Origin of the sequence: Micromonospora sp. L5, from assembly GCF_000177655.2 — a bacterium.
Taxonomy (GTDB): Bacteria; Actinomycetota; Actinomycetes; order Mycobacteriales; family Micromonosporaceae; genus Micromonospora; species Micromonospora aurantiaca.
This window is the reverse complement of record NC_014815.1, coordinates 647,001-662,958: the sequence shown is the minus strand read 5'-3', so window position 1 is coordinate 662,958 and position 15,958 is coordinate 647,001. Positions and strand designations below refer to the sequence as shown.

Here is a 15,958-nt window from a genome sequence, read left to right as displayed (position 1 = left end):
TCCGCATTGGTAGGTGCTGTCCAGCGGCGCGGAGTTGGACATTCGCGTCGCTAGACATGAGAAGACCTCCGCCCCAGGTGTGGGAGCCGCGAGGCGGAGGCCTTCCCCGTAGGGCGGGCCCAGTTGACCGGTCAGGTCAGTTGGGCCCGCACCCCTTCCCGGCCAGCGTCGCCGCGAGCCAGAGCGCGTAGGCGAGCACCCGCAACGCGGGCACCACCCACTCGCTAGAGCGCCTGGTCTGCTCGGCGTCAGCCTGCCGGGTCTTCGTCGGGACTTGGCGTCCCTTCTTACGCACGGACTTCACCGCCCTCTCACTGAGATGCGTCCGGGAGGCCGGGTTGCCCCCCGGCCGGCCGGAGGGGCAGCTGTGCCAACTGAACCGCGGTGAGCGGTCTGCCAGTGCGTCGGGAAGAACGATAAGGCTTCTCGCGAGGTGACGTGGCAAGTCCGTTACACGGAGCGGAAGTATTTCCCCCCATGCAAACCGTGCGACCTGCCGGATGCCTGTCGCATGGCGGTTGACTTGCGGCTCTTCATTCGGTACCGCCTGGCTTTTTGACCAAAACGCATATTTAAGGCTTATACATCTTTTGTGGTAGCCAGTTCAAATGCCCGATTTACGAATCATGAGTCAGTCGCCTGTCGCCTTCCTCGTCCATTCGCTGGCCGCGTGAGGTAATGGCCGCCCTCTGGTTGAAGTTATTGACATGTCTGCCAAGTGCCGTCTACGTTGGACCGCAACTTGGCAGACAAGTTAACAAGTAGAGGTTGAGCGATGGCTCTGCGAGGCGGCACGCGGTTCGCGGTGCGGTTCGAGGACGTGTTCCCGGCGGGGTGCGCGTTGGTGCCCGAGTCGATGGGTGAGGTCGAGGACTACGACGAGAAGACCGGCCGGCGTAGCCCGGCGAAGGACAAGGTGACTGGCCAGCGGGTGTGGCAGGTCCGGGTGATGGACCTGGACCCGGAGCTCGGCAAGCGCTCCCGGGAAACGACGGTGAAGATCTCCGCCGACTACCAGCCGGTCCCGCCGACGGGTGCGCCGTTCGAGGCGGTGGAGTTCGAGGGCATGACGGTCACGCCGTACGTGTCGAACAACGGCCGGATGGCGTACTCGCTGCGGGCGACCGGGATGCGTGCTCCGGCGGGCGTGGCCAAGAAGGCGGCGGCGTAGCCGCATCGGGTGGGGGCGGGGCTGTCAGGTCTTGGTGGACGGCAGCCCCGCCCTCTGTCTCTTCCCCCGCTCTGTCGAGAGAGGTAGTGACGTGTCCAAGCGTAGGCGTTCGCCTGCCCCGGCTCAGCCTCGGTGCGGCGTGTGTCAGTCCCGGTTCGACCCAGTCGGCGGCGCGGCCGACCGCTGCCCGCTCTGCGTCGAGCAGCTCGTTCTCCCGTTCCCTCCGGTCCGCGACTCGTCGGGTCGGTTCGTGTCGCTGCGGGCTGCGCGATGATGCGCCGGCCGCGTGGCGAGGTGGTGATGACGACCGCCGGGGATCTGCTGGTGATCCGGCCGAAGCGGTTCGTCCTGCCGATGTGGGCGGTCGTGCTCGGCCTGCTGCTGCGCTGGTTCGCCAGGGGCTGCTGGTGGTGCCTGCGCCACCCGGTCATCGTCGGCCTGGTCGTGCTCGCCGTGGTCCTCTACGCCGACTACGGCTGGGCGGGCCTGGTCGTGCCGCTGGTCCTGGCGTCTGCGGTCTCGGCTGTGTGGCGATGGCGCGATGAGGCGTCCTGGTGGCGGTGGTGCGCCGGGCCGCTGCTCGGCCGGTTCCGTCAGGTCTTCGTGTATCGGCGGGCGTGGCGCGAGGCCATGACTCTGTGCGGCCTGGCCGAGACGTACGACCGTCGCGCCGTCCTGCCCGAGCTGCTGCGCGTGCGTTCAGATCAGGCCCTCGATGTGCTGACCATCCGCATGGTCCGCGGGCAGACCCCGGCCGACTTCCAACGGGTCACAGCGAACCTCGCGTACGCCTTCGGTCGGCGGCACGCCCGGGTCTACTCCGAGCGGCCCGACGACCCGACGACCCGTACCGGCTACTGGGCGCTGCTGCTGGGGTGGGTGGACCGGGTGCGGTTCCGGGACCGGCCGACTGTGGTCTACCTGGTCCTCGTCCGCACCGACGCCCTGCGGCCGGTGGTGGCGCCGTTTGACGCCCCGGCCGTACCGGACCTCACCGCTCTGCCGCTGGCGCGGCGGGAAGACCTGGGCACCTGGTCCCTGCACCTGCTCGCCACACATGTTCTCATCGGCGGGGCCACCCGGTCTGGCAAGGGCTCGGTGCTCTGGTCGCTGGTTCGCTCGCTGGCCGGCGGCATCACCTCGGGCCTGGTCCGGCTCTGGGTGATCGACCCAAAGGGCGGGATGGAGTTCGCCATGGGCCGGCCGCTGTTCGCCCGGTTCGCCTGCAAGTCGTTCGAGGCCATGGCCGACCTCCTTGACGAGGCCGTGACGGTCATGCGGGAGAGGCAAACCCGCCTCGCCGGCAGGGTCCGCGTGCACACCCCGACCGAGGCTGACCCCCTGGTCGTGGTCGTCATCGACGAGATGGCTGCGCTGACCGCGTACCTGCAAGACGCCGAGCTGCGCAAGCGCATCGCCGGCTCGCTCGGGCTGCTGCTGTCGCAGGGTGCCGGTGTCGGCGTCCTGGTGGTGGCCGCGTTGCAGGACCCCCGCAAGGAGGTGCTGCCGTTCCGGGACCTGTTCCCGACCCGCATCGCGCTCGGCCTGACCGAGGCCGCTCAGGTTGACCTGGTGCTGGGCGACGGTGCCCGCAACCGGGGCGCCCTGGCCGACCAGATGCCCCGATGGGCAAAGGGCGTCGGGTACGTGATCCTCGACGGCACCCCGGAACCGATGCGGGTCCGCTTCTCGTACGTCACCGACGACCACATCCGCGACCTCGCGCGCGAATACCCGGCTCCGGCCGACGCTGCGGACATCCTCGCCCAGGTCGGCCGCGAGTCGACACCGGCACCGGTCCGGCCGGCCCTGCCCCGGCAGCGTCGCGGGCCGCTGCTGCCGGACGCGCTGCGCAACATCCTCGACGCCGACGGGGGTGAGTCGCGGTGACCGCCCCGACCTTCTACCGGCTCCGCGCACCGAACCCGGACGGCGCGAGCAGCACGGCGGTATCCGTCCGCGTCGACCCCGACCGGCCCGACCCGTACCCGGTCTATCTCGCCGTCGGCGGCAGCCGGCGCCGCATGCACCTGACCCCCGACGAGGCGTGGGCGCTGTGGCGCTGCCTCTCCGAAGCGGTCGCCTCCCTCGGCGAACCGCCCGACCACATCCGTACCCGCGTCACCCCGGACCGGAGGTAGCCCCGATGTCCCTCAAGCGCTTCTTCCTCGGCACCCACCGCATCAAGCCGCTGAACATCGACCTCGACGGCTCTCCGGACCGGCTCGCCGCCGCCCTGCACGGCCTGGCGCACATGGTCCGCCGCCGGGACGACCTCGACGGGCAGCGCATCCGCATTACCGTCACCATCCGCATCCCGGAGGGCGACTTCGAATGATCCGCCACCGAGCCGAGTCCGGCATCCGGGTGCTGATCCTGCTCACCATCGGGATCATGGCCGGTGCCGCCGCCTTCACCCACGTCCACGATCTGACCGTGGCCCACGGGCAGCCCGACTGGATCGGCTGGGCCAACGCGGTAGCCGTCGAGCTGATGGCGATCTACCTCGGCCTGGAGATCCGCGCCCGCCGTCGCGCCGGTCGCCCGGTCGGCCTGGTCGGCGTGCTCCTGGTCGCGTTCGCCCTGCTCTCCCTCGCCGCCCAGGTCGCGGAAGCCGAACCGTCCGTGTGGGGCTGGATCGTGGCCGCCGTGCCATCCCTGGCGTTCCTCGCCCTGGTCAAGGTCGTCCTGTCCAGCGCACCCGCCCCGGCACCCGAACCGGACCAACCGCCGGTCGACTGGACCTACGAGGTTCCCGAGCAAGTTGTCACCGAGCCCGAGCCTCAGCAGCCGACCGCGCCCGATCCGGCGGTCCGCCCGGCACCGGCCGCGGTGCTGCCTCCGCTCGGCGTCGTCCAGCCCAACCGACCCCAGGTCGTCGGGATCATCCGATGACCGCTCCCACCCTGCCCGGCCTCGGTCCCGCCGCCCCGACCCCGGTTGCTCCTCGGCCGGGGTCGCGGGCGGCCCGCATGGCGTTGCCCCGCTCGGTCGACGTGCTCAAGGAGATCGCCGCCGAGTACGGCGTCTGCGTGCGCCCGCTCGCCATGCGTCGCACCGACCTCGATACCGGCCTGACCGAGGTCATCGACCTGCCCTGCGGCGCGACTCGCGAGGACAAGTGCGCGCCGTGCGCCAAGAAGAACCGCCGGCTACGGCAGGCCCAGATCCGCGAGGGCTGGCACCGCGACGACGAACCGCTACCCGGCCCGGAACCCGCGACCGAGGCGCAGAAGTCCCTGATCCTGTTCCGCGCACACCTGGAGTTCTCCCGCGACGAGGCCGTACGCGGTGCCCAGTGGGACCAGGTGACCGACCTCGACGAGGCGATCCGCGAGGTAGAGGAAGCCATCGCCGCCGAGGGCCTGCGCGGGCGCGTCGGGCCACCCCACGCCACCGCCGACGAGGACTCCGATGACGAGCCCGGCCGCCGGCGCAAGCGCTCCACCAAGCGGCGTCAGGACGCCCCCGAGCTACCTCGGCGCAAGGTCGAGCGGCGCACCATCGGCAAGACCTACACCGCTCCGGACGGCGCGACGTTCCGGCCGTCGATGTGGCTCACGCTCACCCTCGACTCGTACGGCCCGGTCCACCTCGACGGCACCCCGCTCAACCCCGACCGGTACGACTACCGCCGCGCAGCCTGGGACGCAGTCCACTTTCCTCGACTCCTCGACCGGTTCTGGCAGAACCTGCGCCGCTGTGAGGGCTGGAACGTTCAGTACGCCGGCTGCGTCGAGCCACAACGCCGACTCGCCCCACACGCGCACTTCGCCATCCGGGGCACCATCCCTCGGGACGTGCTCCGCACCGTGGCGGCGGCCACCTATCACCAGGTGTGGTGGCCGGCGGTCGACGTGCAGCGCTACACCCTCGACCGGCTACCCGTCTGGGACGAGCAGGCGGCGGCCTGGGTCGACCCCGACACTCGGGAGCCGCTGATCACCTGGACGGAAGCCCTCGACGCCATTGACGACGACCCGGACTCCGAGCCGGTGCACGTCGTACGCTTCGGCGCCCAGGTCGACGCCCGCGGCGTCATGCCCGGCACCGAGGACGCCGAACGGACCATCCGGTACGTCACGAAGTACATCACCAAGCACACCGGCGACGTCCACAAGGCGACTACTGACCGGCAGCGCAAGCACCTCGACCGGCTCTGGCAGCAACTCCAGGTGACGCCCTGCACCGACCGGTGCGCCAACTGGCTGCTCTACGGCGTCCAACCCAAGAAGGCACACGCCAAGCTCAAGCCTGGCCGCTGCAAGGGCAAGGTTCACCAGCGCGACACCCTCGGCATCGGCGGCCGGCGCATCCTCATCTCCCGCGACTGGTCCGGCAAGACCCTCGCCGACCACAAGCACGACGTACGCGCCTGGGCCCGGGCACTGCTCGGCGCCACCACCGACAGCGCCACCGCCGGGCAGCTCGTCGACGACCAGGGCGCCACCGCCGAACGGATTCGGCACGCCTGGGAACTCGCCCGACCCGACGACCCCGACGTGGGACCGCTGGCCCACCGGCTCATGCGCTCCATCAGCGAACGCGCCCGCTGGCGGTCCGAACTGCTCGCCGCCAAGGACCGGGCCGCGCAGGGGTCCACAGATCTTTCGGCAACTCAGCACAGCGCACAGCACGACGGGGAGGGGACGCAGTGAACGAGGAGTTGTTGACCGTGCGGGAAGTGCTTGCCGAGCTGCGCGTACCGCGCTCGACCTGGTTCTACTGGCGGCAGACCGGTAAGGGGCCACGGGTCATCAAGCTCCCGAACGGGCAGCTTCGGGTCCGCCGGTCGGCGCTCGGTCGGTGGCTCGGTGAGCTGGAGCAGGACGCCGCATGAAGAGCTACGAGGTCCAGATCTGGGAGATCGGCAAGCGCGCCGACCGGAAGGCTCGGCCCTGGCGGGTCCGCTGGGCGGTGAGCGGCCAGCGCTTCGAGGAGATGTTCCGCACCAAGGCCCTGGCGCACTCGTTCCGCGCCGAGCTGGTCCAGGCAGCCAACGCGGGGGAGCCGTTCGACCCGGCCACCGGCCGCCCGGTTTCCGACGCCAGAACCAAGAACCCCACCACCTGGTACGCACACAGCCGCGCGTACGTCGAGATGAAGTGGCCCCGGGCGGCGGCCAAGACCCGGCGGTCGATCGTCGAGGCGCTGACCTCGATCACGGTGACCCTGACCCGCCCGGCCAAGCGCGGCCGACCGGCTGAACCCCTGCTCCGTGAGGCGCTGTACCTCTACGGCCTCAACCCGCGTCGCTGGTCCGACGAGATCCCTACCGAGCACGCGGCGGCGCTGGCCTGGCTGGAAACCGCGTCCCTGCCGGTTGTCGAGCTGGACTCACCCGCGATGGTCCGCCGCGTCCTCGACAGCCTCTGCGTACGCCTCGACGGCAAGCCCGCGGCTGCCTCCACCGTCCAGCGGAAGCGGGCCACCTTCTACAACGTGCTCGGGTACGCCGTCGAGCTGGAGCTGATCGACTCCAACCCGGTCGACAAGGTCCAGTGGACCGCTCCCGAGGTGGCGCAGTCCATCGACCGGCGGGTGGTGGCGAACCCGGCCCAGGTCGCCACGCTGCTGGAAGCGGTGAGATCTCTCGGCAAACGGGCCGACAAGGTCACGGCGTTCTTCGGCTGCCTCTACTACGCGGGCATGCGGCCCTCCGAGGCGGCCGACCTGCGGCGGGAAGACTGCGACTTGCCCGGCCGTTGCGTCGACTGCGGCGCCGACTTCGACGACCTGGCGGCGGTCAAGCCATCCCGGTCCTGCGACCACGAGAAGATCGAACACCGGTGGGGCCGCCTGGTGCTCGCCGGCACCTCGCCGCGCGCCGGGTCGCACTGGACCGATGACGGCGGCTCCCACGAGCGGCGTGGACTCAAGCACCGGGGGAGGGCTGAGACTCGTACGGTGCCGATCCCGCCCTGGCTCGTCGAGTTGCTGTGCGTGCACGTCGAGAATCACGGGGTCGGTCCGGACGGTCGGTTCTTCCGGGGTCTGCACGGTGGGCCGCTGTCCGAGTCAGTCTACGACCGGTGGTGGAAGCTCGCCCGCGAGAAGGCGCTGACGGAATCGCAGGTCGCCTCGCCGCTCGTCCGCCGACCCTACGACCTTCGACACGCGGCGGCCTCGCTCTGGCTGAATGCTGGTGTCCCCCCGACCGAGGTAGCTCGGCGCCTGGGCCACGGCGTCGCCGTCCTGCTCCGCGTTTACGCCAACTGCATCGACGGCGGCGACGACACCATGAACGACAAGATCACAGATGCGCTCCCCTGAACATGGCCGGCGAGCTGTCCCGACTGCCCACCGGCAAGCGGCACGGTACGGTTCCGACGTGTTTACCGGGGCTGGTGCCAAGATGGGCGTTGAGGCGGCTCAGCGCCTCGCCGCCTTGGGCTGCTGCGAGATCGAAGATGGGCTGACCGACGCCGAGTTTGCTCGCATTGAGCGGGAGTTCGGGTTCGAGTTCGCGGAGGACCATCGAGCCTTCCTCGCAGTTGGGCTTCCAGTGTCGTCCGCGCCGGAGGACGGCGCGACGTGGAGTAACCCGTGGCCCGACTGGCGGGGCGGTGACCCGGAAGCCCTGCGAATGCATGTCAACTGGGAGCTCGACTTTCTGATCGAGCGAGTTGAGGACGGCGAGTGGGACCCGCGCTGGGGTTCTCGACCGAGCACCCGCGACATGGCTTCCCGCGAGGCCCGTCGGGTGCTCTTGGCTGCGCCGAAGATGGTCCCCGTCTACGGTCACCGCTTCCTGCCAGCCGGTCGGGGTAGCTACGGCCATCCTGTGCTGTCGATGTGGGGGTGGGACATCATCGTTTACGGGGCGGACTTGCTCGACTACATCGGCAATGAGTTCGACCGGACCTACGACGACCGGCAGCAGGCGGAGGTGACCGTCCCTTTCTGGCGGGACTACCTACCTACTCAGGCGTGAGGGCGGGCGGCTGGGGCACCTGCAGTGGGCGTGGGCAGATGGTGGGCGGTTGACTGACCGACACCCGCCAGAGGGAGTGAACCGGCAGCTCAGCGGTAGTGGTCGGACCAAGATCACGGACGCCCTGTAAATCCGTCGCGAAAGCTACAGAGGTTCGAATCCTCTACCCGCTACCAGGTGCAAGAACGGCCCCGTGAGCTGCGAAACGCGCTCCGGGGCCATTCTCGTTCAGGTCGTACTTTGCTCGTCAGCCCTGTCGGCTTGCGCCGTTAAGCTGAGCCATGATCGAAGCGGGCAGTCGCATGCGCGGTCAAGCGCCTCCGCCCGCCGTCGTCTTCGAGGCGCTGACCGAGCCCGACCGCGACCCGGCACGCCCGTGGCTGCGGTTGCTCGACGACGAACAGCGACCGCAGATCCTGCGCCGCGAACGCCCGAACCTGGTCGTCTGGTCATCGCTGTGGTCAAAGCGACCCGACGCGCAGGTGCGCTTCGATCTCGCGTCCGACGGGCATCAAGGCACTCTGCTTCGGTGGACGTTGCTGCTCGCCGAGCCTCTTCCCGACCCCTCGCTGCTCGGGCATCTGCGTAGGCGACTGAACGAGCTGATCAACGCGAATCTGCGGTACACCTTCGGCCAGTAGCCGCGTGACCGGTCCGCCGGGCCGCGTCCTCCGGCGGACGGGCCGGTAGATCGATACTGGGTCGTGGATCAGGATGAGGTTCGGGTGCTGGCGACCGCCGAGTTCACCAGACGGATGCGCGCCGGCAAGCCCCGAGGCGGGTTCCAGATCGACGACTGGCAGATCTCCGAGCCGTACGAAGCGCAGGTGCGAGGACTCCGCGGAACCGAGCGTCTGCTGGTCGTCGACTTCGTCCCCCGTGGGGAGACCCGAGCCCGGGGGCACTGCAAGCTCAGCGTGGCGGTCGATCCGGACACCGGCGTGGCGGACATGCTCAGGTGACGTACGCCGAAGGCGCTGAACGTCCCTGGTGAGCCCACTGAGCGGTTCCGGCGTGAATGAGGGAATCATCCTCTGGCGTTCATGACACGGGCAGGTATGGTGGTCAATGCCCGCGGGTCCGGTGGTGTTCCACCGGGCGGATCGGCCAGGTCGAGCCGGCCGGGCGACCCAGGGTTGGTGGTGTGGGGTTTCGCGTGACTTGATCCCCTTCGTGGGTGAAGGTGGGAATCCGCAATGGACGAAGCGGCTGACGTCCCTTCACCCCCATGACCTGGCTGCGTGTCGTGGGTGGCCGGGCCGAACGGCGGAACCTGACAGCTACTCGGGCTGGGCGGGTCCTCTCCGCTTTTCTGCCCCTCAGGCTTGTGGCACGATCGGGAAACCTTCACTATCCCTGTGGCAATCTCCCGACAGGAGCAATCATGTCTGGTCGAACGCTGGGCCGGCTGCTTGGCTCGCTCCTCGTGCTCGCCGCCATCGCAGGCGCCTTCGGCATCCTCCCCGGCACCAGTAGCGCGCAACTCGCCGACATCGTCTGGACGATGGACGCCCCGCGCTGAATCATCGAGTCGTCCGCCGGCCGGCGGACGACGTCTCGGGTAGGAGGGGCATGGCAAGCCAGGGCCGACCTCGTAGGTCAACGGAACGTGCCTGGCTCGTCACCGCCCCTCTGGCGCTGCTGGCGGTGGTCTTCAGCACCTGCATCGCCCTGGTGGCGGACCACCCGTTCGGCAAGTGGCCGCTCGCCTTCGTGTTCTTCGTCGTCATGGCGGGGATCAGCTTCGCGGTGCTGAACGTCTACGTCCGGCGCCAGTCGGTGGGCGTGACGCTCACCGAGGTGCCACTGATCGTGGCGCTCTACTTCCTGCCGCCCTTGAGTGTCGTACTGATCTACACACTCTCGGTGCTGATCTGGAGTGCCTCGCACCGTTTCGGCGCGGCGAAGCTCTGGTTCAACGTCGCCAAGGCCGCCGCCGCCACCTCGCTGGCCAGCCTCGTACTCCTGGCGCTGCCGCCGCTGCGCGGTGTCGGGCCGGGGACCTGGGGCTCGCTGTTCCTCGCCGTCTGCGTGGTCACGCTGGTCAGCCTCGTGAGCGTGGTCGGCGTGCACGTGCTGCTCCAGGGCTGGCAGGCCGGGCGGGACGCGCTGCGCAGCATGCCGACCGCTCTGCTCACCGCCGCCATCAACGTGGCGATCGGCCTGCTCGTCCTGATCGCCCTGAAGACGACGTGGTGGTCGGCTCTGCTGCTCGCCGCCCTCTTCAGCGGCCTGGTCCTGGTCTACCGCTCCTACTCCCAGTTCTTCCGCCAGCACCGCACGCTGGCCGGGATGTACGAGCTCACCCGCCTTCTCGCCTCCGGCACCGAGCGGTCACTCGCCGACATCCTCCTCGACCGGGTACGCGCGCTGATGCAGGCCGAGTACGCGACGCTCTGGCTGCCCGCCCAGGGCCGGCATCCCGAGGTGCTGCTCACCGCCCGGGTGGACACCCCCGGCCTGCTGGACCTGGCGCCCACCCCGGCGAGCCTGCGCCAGCAGGTGCACAAGAAGGGTCGTACCCTCTCGATCGGCCGCTGGCTCGGCGGCGATCCGGCGTTGCGGCAGGCCGCGGGGGAGGAGCGGGTCAAGGACGCCATCGTGGTGCCGCTGCGCTCCGGCCAGGCCGTGATCGGCACGCTGGAGGTGACCAACCGGCTCAGCGACATCGGCCACTTCGCCCCCGGCGACATCCCCGTCTTCGAGACGGTCGCCGCGCACGCCGCTGTGGCGCTGGAGAACTCCCGCCTGGTCGACCGGCTGCGGCACGACGCCGACCACGACGCGCTCACCGGCCTGCCCAACCGGCGGCGCCTCACCTCGTCGGTGGCGGAGGCGGTCAAGATCCGCGCCCCGGGTGAGGTGGTGGCGCTGCTGCTCTTCGACGTGGACCGGCTCCGCCAGGTGAACGAGTCGCTGGGTCACGCCGCCGGCGACAAGGTGCTCATGGAGGTGGCCGAGCGGCTGCGCTCCTGCGCGCCCTCCTCGGCGCTCGTCGGCCGGGCCGGCGGTGACGAGTTCCTGGTGACGCTCCGGCTGGAGAGCACCGAGGCGGCCCTGGAACTGGCGGCCCAGCTGCGGGAGCAGATCCGCGACGAGATGGTCTTCGACGCGCTCACCCTGGACGTGGACACGGTCGTCGGGGTGGCCGTGCACCCGGACCACGGCAGCGACGCGGTGGCGCTGCTGCAACGCGTCGACCTGGCCGCCACCGCGGCCAAGTCGGTACCGGGCAGCGTGCAGCTCTACAGCCCGGCGCTGGAGTCGCGGTCGCTGCGCCGGCTCGGCCTCGCCGGCGACCTGCAACGCGCGCTGGACGAGGGCGAGCTGGAGGTCTACTTCCAGCCGAAGGTCACGCTGCGGGACCGCCGCCTGGTGGGCGTGGAGTGCCTGGCCCGGTGGGAGCACCCGGCGCACGGCAGTGTCGCCCCGGACGACTTCGTGGCGGTGGCCGAGCACACCGGCCAGCTCGGCCGGCTCACCGAGTTCGTGCTCCGGGAGAGCCTGCGGCGCAGCCGCGACTGGAGCCACGGCGAACAGCCGCTGTCCGTCGCGGTCAACCTCGCCGCGCGTACGCTCACCGACCAGCACTTCCCGGCGCTGGTACGCGACCTGCTGGCCGAGTACGGCGTACCGCCGCAGCGGCTGACGCTGGAGGTCACCGAGGCGGGTGTCCTGGACGGCACCGACCGTCCCATACCCACCCTGCGCAGCCTGCGTGACCTCGGTGTCCGCCTCTCGGTGGACGACTTCGGCACGGGTAACTCGTCGCTGGCGCAACTGCGCCGGCTGCCTGTGCACGAGGTGAAGGTGGACCGGTCGTTCGTGCAGGGCATGGCGACCGATCCGGGCGACCTGGCGATCGTCAACGCGGTGGTGACGCTGTCCCAGCAGTTCGGCCTGGCGGTGGTGGCCGAGGGCGTGGAGAGCGAGCTGACGCTGGAGCTGCTCCAGGACATCGGCTGTGAGATCGGCCAGGGATTCCTGTTCAGCCGCCCTCTGCCGTACGAGCGGCTGGAGGCCTGGTTCGGCGCCCAGGTCGACCCGGAGACGGTGGTCGCGGGGGAGCTGCCGCGCCTGCGAGTGGTGCCCTGACCAGGGCGGACACGCACTCGGGGGATCCGATTTCACCTGCGCGACGCGGTCGTGTACTGTTTCCCCTGCGCGACACCCCCCGGGGTGATCGAGCAGGCCCCCTTAGCTCAGTCGGCAGAGCGTCTCCATGGTAAGGAGAAGGTCTACGGTTCGATTCCGTAAGGGGGCTCAGAGGGTCCGGCTGGACCCGCCACGGCGGTGTAGCTCAGATGGCAGAGCAAGCGGCTCATAATCGCTGTGTCGCCGGTTCAAGTCCGGCCACCGCTACTCTCGTCCTCCGGGCCCAGCCCGGTGGCCGGTGGGATGGGCGCCACAGGCGCCCACTTTGCATGTCCGCGTCGTCAGCGCGTACGCTGACACGCCGTAGTTGATATCCGTGAGCGAGGAAGGCACTCCGCCGTGGCGAAGGCGACCGATGTCCGGCCGAAGATCACTTTGGCGTGTGTGGAGTGCAAGGAGCGCAACTACATCACGCGCAAGAACCGCCGTAACGACCCGGACCGCATCGAGCTGAAGAAGTTCTGCCCCCGGGACGGCAAGCACACCGTCCACCGCGAGACCCGCTGACCGCGGCTGGCGCAGCCGGCACCGCAACAGCTTCTCGAACGCCGATCCACCTGACGGGTGGCCTCCGGGCCGCCCGACCGGGCGGATCGGCGTTCGTGTTTTCCGTGTAGGTTCGGCGGCATGTCCCTGGACCCGTCCTTCGTCGGCCGGACGTACCCGCCGACCGCCCCCTACCAGGTGGGCCGAGAAAAGATCCGCGAGTTCGCCACCGCCGTCGGCGCCACCGACCCGGTCCACCACGACCCGGAGGCGGCCCGGGCGCTCGGCCACCCCGACGTGGTGGCGCCGCCGACGTTCCCCGTGGTCGTCACCATGTCGGCCAGCCGGCAGATCGTCGAGGACCCGGCGCTCGGCGTCGACTACAGCCGTGTGGTGCACGGCGACCAGCGGTTCGCGTACACCCGGCCGGTGGTGGCCGGGGACGAGCTGGTGTGCGTGAACACCATCGAGGAGGTCACCACCCGGGGCGGGCACGGCTTCCTGACCACCCGCACGGACGTGAGCACGGTGGACGGTGAGCCGGTGGTCGCCGTGTGGTCCAAGATCGTCGTACGCGGGGAGGCCTGAGGACATGGAGCTGCCCACCCAGACGTACCGGGTGACCCGCGCGGACCTGGTCCGCTACGCGGGCGCCTCGGGCGACTTCAACCCGATCCACTGGAGCGACCGCACCGCCACCGGCGTCGGGCTGCCGGGCGTCATCGCCCACGGCATGTTCACCATGGCGCTGGTCGGCCGGGCGGTGGCCGGCTGGGCCGGCGCGCCGGACGCGGTGGTGGACTTCGGCGTCCGGTTCACCCGCCCGGTGGTCGTCCCGGACACCGAAGAGGGCACCGAGATCGAGGTGTCAGCGGTGGTCAAGGAGGTCACCGAAGAGGGCCTGACCAGGCTCGACATCACCGCCACCTGCCGGGGTGAGAAGGTGCTGTCGCAGGCTCGGGCGCTGATCCGCACGACGCGCTGAGGGTTCGCCCGACGCGCGAGGGGCAGACCGGTTGGGAAAGTCGCACGACTACCCGTACACTGGTCCGCCGTGGGGCAAGTGACCCCCGCTCGGCACAGCGTGTCCGGGTGGAGGTGAGTTGCCGCACAGGGGTGTAGCTCAATTGGCAGAGCAGCGGTCTCCAAAACCGCAGGCTGCAGGTTCAAGTCCTGTCACCCCTGCGCCTCAGGCCTGACCGTTCCGTGGGTCGCGCCGCCCTCACCGGCGGCGTCCGGCCCGTGGTGGTGGCATCGGTGGGGTGGTTCCGAGGCGTTCGGGCCCTCCCGGCCGGTCCGCCGGCCGCGGCCCGTCGCGGGACGGTTGGTCCGGCCGGCGTGACCAACACGCCGCGCACGCCGCCCGGCGTGCGACCCCATACCCGCACGGAGGGCGAAGTGGCCGAGAGCAAGCGCCGCGGCGAGGACGACGGCGACGAGCGTCTGAACGACGACGCGACCGTCGACGACGTGGCCGACGACGACGCCACCGACGCGGACGAGCCGGTCGCCCGGGGTGGCACCGCGACCCGCAAGCGGGCGCAGGCCGAGCCGGCCGAGGGCCGGAAGACCCGCAAGGACACCGAGCGGATCGGGCTGTTCGCCCGCATCGCGCGGTTCTTCCGCGAGGTCGTGGCAGAGCTGCGTAAGGTCATCTGGCCGACCCGCAAGGAGCTGCTGACCTACACGGCCGTGGTGGTCACCTTCGTCGCGGTGATGCTGGCGATCGTGGCCGGCCTGGACTACGGCTTCGCCAAGGCGGTGCTGTGGGTCTTCGGCGAGTCCAGCTGACCTGCGGACAGCGATACTGACGGAAGTGAGCGAGCGTGCCTGAGTACGACGAGACCGCCGGAACCCCGGACGAGCAGTCCACGGTGGCGACGGCGGCCAACAACGAGTCGGTCGAGGCCGCCAGCGAGCCGGAGTTCCCGACCACCGAGCCGGCCCCGGACGAGGACTTCGACCCGGTCGCCGAGCTGCGCCAGAAGCTGCGTTACGCGCCCGGCGACTGGTACGTGGTGCACTCGTACGCCGGCTACGAGAACAAGGTCAAGACCAACCTCGAGACCCGGATCACCTCCCTCGACATGGAGGACTTCATCTACCAGGTCGAGGTGCCGACCCGGGAAGAGGTCGAGGTCAAGAACGGCAAGCGGTCGCAGGTCCAGGCGAAGGTCTTCCCGGGCTACATCCTGGTCCGGATGGAGCTGACCGCCGAGTCCTACTCCTGTGTCCGGAACACCCCGGGGGTCACCGGCTTCGTCGGCGCGACCGACCGGGCCGACCGGCCGGCGCCGCTGAGCCTCGACGAGGTGCTCAAGTGGCTGGCCCCGGCGGTCGAGACCGAGCAGAAGAAGGCCAAGCCCGAGATCAAGGTCCTCGACTTCGAGGTCGGCGACTCGGTCACCGTCACCGACGGCGCGTTCGCGTCGCTGCCGGCGACGATCAGCGAGATCAACGCCGACCAGCAGAAGCTCAAGGTGCTGGTGTCGATCTTCGGCCGGGAGACGCCGGTCGAGCTGAACTTCAACCAGGTCGCCAAGATCTGACGTACGTCGGCACCGGCGGCCCGCCCCTTCCCGGGTGGCCGCCGGTGCGCCGTTTCGCCATCCGCCGACCTCGGCGCGGGGGGTGGCCGACGGCTGCGCTACCCTAGAACGTCGGCTGTCCGCACCGTGCTGACCGTGCGCGCCCGCGGACCGGCGAGAATCCCAGTTCCAAGCCCCAGGAAGAGACATGCCTCCGAAGAAGAAGCTCGTCAAGACGTTCACGCTTCAGCTGCCGGCGGGCCAGGCCACCCCGGCGCCGCCGGTCGGCCCCGCGCTCGGCCAGCACGGCGTGAACATCATGGAGTTCTGCAAGTCCTACAACGCGCAGACCGAGTCCCAGCGGGGCGACATCGTCCCCGCCGAGATCAGCGTCTACGAGGACCGCACGTTCACCTTCGTGCTGAAGACCCCGCCCGCCGCCCGGCTGCTGATCAAGGCCGCCGGCGTGCAGAAGGGCTCGGGCGTCCCGCACAAGGAGAAGGTCGGCTCGGTCACCCGCGCCCAGCTGCGCGAGATCGCCGAGAAGAAGATGGCGGACCTCAACGCCAACGACATCGACCAGGCCGAGAAGATCATCGCCGGCACCGCCCGGTCGATGGGCCTGACCGTCGCCGACTGATCTCGCTCCACCGCTCCACCCGATCTTTCTGTTCGTGGGAGGGC

Annotated in this window: 20 protein-coding genes and 3 tRNA genes; 22 read left to right on the top strand and 1 reads right to left on the bottom strand. The window is 70.0% G+C overall.

What is annotated here, in order from left to right; genetic code table 11:
* Window positions 1–136: 136 nt before the first annotated feature.
* The gene (locus ML5_RS32260) at window positions 137–304 is read right to left on the bottom strand and encodes a hypothetical protein (RefSeq protein WP_013473710.1); all 168 of its coding nucleotides are present in this window, start codon (window positions 302–304) and stop codon (window positions 137–139) included.
* Between the two features lie 471 nt (window positions 305–775).
* Between ML5_RS32260 and ML5_RS03300 the strand changes: the two genes are divergently transcribed.
* The 22 genes from ML5_RS03300 to rplK all read left to right on the top strand — a co-directional run bounded on the left by ML5_RS03300 (window position 776) and on the right by rplK (window position 15,914).
* A complete protein-coding gene (locus tag ML5_RS03300; protein WP_013473709.1) occupies window positions 776–1,171 on the top strand; it encodes a hypothetical protein in 396 nt (131 codons plus the stop codon).
* A 300-nt stretch (window positions 1,172–1,471) separates the two neighbouring features.
* On the top strand, window positions 1,472–3,061 hold the full coding sequence (locus ML5_RS03295) for an FtsK/SpoIIIE domain-containing protein (protein WP_013473708.1): 1,590 nt from the start codon (window positions 1,472–1,474) through the stop codon (window positions 3,059–3,061).
* On the top strand, window positions 3,058–3,312 hold the full coding sequence (locus tag ML5_RS03290; RefSeq protein WP_013473707.1) for a hypothetical protein: 255 nt from the start codon (window positions 3,058–3,060) through the stop codon (window positions 3,310–3,312). Before ML5_RS03295 ends, ML5_RS03290 begins: the two co-directional genes overlap by 4 nt.
* Window positions 3,313–3,317: 5 nt before the next feature.
* Entirely contained in the window at window positions 3,318–3,509 is a 192-nt protein-coding gene (locus ML5_RS03285) for a hypothetical protein (RefSeq protein WP_013473706.1), read from the top strand.
* Entirely contained in the window at window positions 3,506–4,066 is a 561-nt protein-coding gene (locus ML5_RS03280) for a DUF2637 domain-containing protein (RefSeq protein WP_013473705.1), read from the top strand. Before ML5_RS03285 ends, ML5_RS03280 begins: the two co-directional genes overlap by 4 nt.
* Window positions 4,063–5,829, top strand: a complete 1,767-nt coding sequence (locus ML5_RS03275; RefSeq protein ID WP_013473704.1) for a replication initiator — start codon at window positions 4,063–4,065, stop codon at window positions 5,827–5,829. Before ML5_RS03280 ends, ML5_RS03275 begins: the two co-directional genes overlap by 4 nt.
* A 17-nt stretch (window positions 5,830–5,846) precedes the next feature.
* Complete coding sequence (locus ML5_RS03270; RefSeq protein ID WP_369752099.1) at window positions 5,847–6,011, top strand: helix-turn-helix transcriptional regulator; 165 nt, start codon at window positions 5,847–5,849, stop codon at window positions 6,009–6,011.
* Complete coding sequence (locus tag ML5_RS03265) at window positions 6,008–7,444, top strand: site-specific integrase (protein ID WP_013473702.1); 1,437 nt, start codon at window positions 6,008–6,010, stop codon at window positions 7,442–7,444. Before ML5_RS03270 ends, ML5_RS03265 begins: the two co-directional genes overlap by 4 nt.
* Before the next feature lie 58 nt (window positions 7,445–7,502).
* Window positions 7,503–8,105 (top strand): hypothetical protein, encoded by a 603-nt coding sequence (locus ML5_RS03260; protein WP_201766722.1) that lies wholly within the window; start codon window positions 7,503–7,505, stop codon window positions 8,103–8,105.
* Between the two features lie 281 nt (window positions 8,106–8,386).
* Entirely contained in the window at window positions 8,387–8,746 is a 360-nt protein-coding gene (locus tag ML5_RS03255) for a hypothetical protein (RefSeq protein ID WP_013288656.1), read from the top strand.
* Between the two features lie 63 nt (window positions 8,747–8,809).
* Window positions 8,810–9,067: a hypothetical protein gene (locus tag ML5_RS03250; protein ID WP_225319558.1), complete on the top strand. Its 258-nt coding sequence runs from the start codon at window positions 8,810–8,812 to the stop codon at window positions 9,065–9,067.
* A 422-nt stretch (window positions 9,068–9,489) separates the two neighbouring features.
* Entirely contained in the window at window positions 9,490–9,627 is a 138-nt protein-coding gene (locus ML5_RS32255; RefSeq protein WP_013288654.1) for a hypothetical protein, read from the top strand.
* Window positions 9,628–9,677: 50 nt separating this feature from the next.
* Window positions 9,678–12,200, top strand: a complete 2,523-nt coding sequence (locus ML5_RS03245) for a bifunctional diguanylate cyclase/phosphodiesterase (RefSeq protein WP_013473699.1) — start codon at window positions 9,678–9,680, stop codon at window positions 12,198–12,200.
* Window positions 12,201–12,296: 96 nt separating this feature from the next.
* Window positions 12,297–12,369: transfer RNA gene (locus ML5_RS03240), tRNA-Thr, on the top strand.
* A 25-nt stretch (window positions 12,370–12,394) separates the two neighbouring features.
* Window positions 12,395–12,467: transfer RNA gene (locus ML5_RS03235), tRNA-Met, on the top strand.
* A 132-nt stretch (window positions 12,468–12,599) separates the two neighbouring features.
* A complete protein-coding gene (rpmG, locus tag ML5_RS03230) occupies window positions 12,600–12,767 on the top strand; it encodes a 50S ribosomal protein L33 (protein ID WP_013288652.1) in 168 nt (55 codons plus the stop codon).
* A 120-nt stretch (window positions 12,768–12,887) separates the two neighbouring features.
* Window positions 12,888–13,334, top strand: coding sequence for a MaoC family dehydratase N-terminal domain-containing protein (locus ML5_RS03225; RefSeq protein ID WP_013288651.1), 447 nt, complete (start codon window positions 12,888–12,890; stop codon window positions 13,332–13,334).
* Between the two features lie 4 nt (window positions 13,335–13,338).
* Window positions 13,339–13,731 (top strand): MaoC family dehydratase, encoded by a 393-nt coding sequence (locus ML5_RS03220; protein WP_013473698.1) that lies wholly within the window; start codon window positions 13,339–13,341, stop codon window positions 13,729–13,731.
* 127 nt (window positions 13,732–13,858) lie between these two features.
* A tRNA-Trp gene (locus ML5_RS03215) sits at window positions 13,859–13,931 on the top strand.
* 213 nt (window positions 13,932–14,144) lie between these two features.
* Window positions 14,145–14,537: a preprotein translocase subunit SecE gene (gene secE, locus ML5_RS03210; protein WP_013288649.1), complete on the top strand. Its 393-nt coding sequence runs from the start codon at window positions 14,145–14,147 to the stop codon at window positions 14,535–14,537.
* Between the two features lie 35 nt (window positions 14,538–14,572).
* A complete protein-coding gene (nusG, locus tag ML5_RS03205; RefSeq protein WP_013288648.1) occupies window positions 14,573–15,295 on the top strand; it encodes a transcription termination/antitermination protein NusG in 723 nt (240 codons plus the stop codon).
* A 187-nt stretch (window positions 15,296–15,482) separates the two neighbouring features.
* The gene (rplK, locus tag ML5_RS03200) at window positions 15,483–15,914 is read left to right on the top strand and encodes a 50S ribosomal protein L11 (RefSeq protein ID WP_013288647.1); all 432 of its coding nucleotides are present in this window, start codon (window positions 15,483–15,485) and stop codon (window positions 15,912–15,914) included.
* Window positions 15,915–15,958 lie beyond the last annotated feature (44 nt).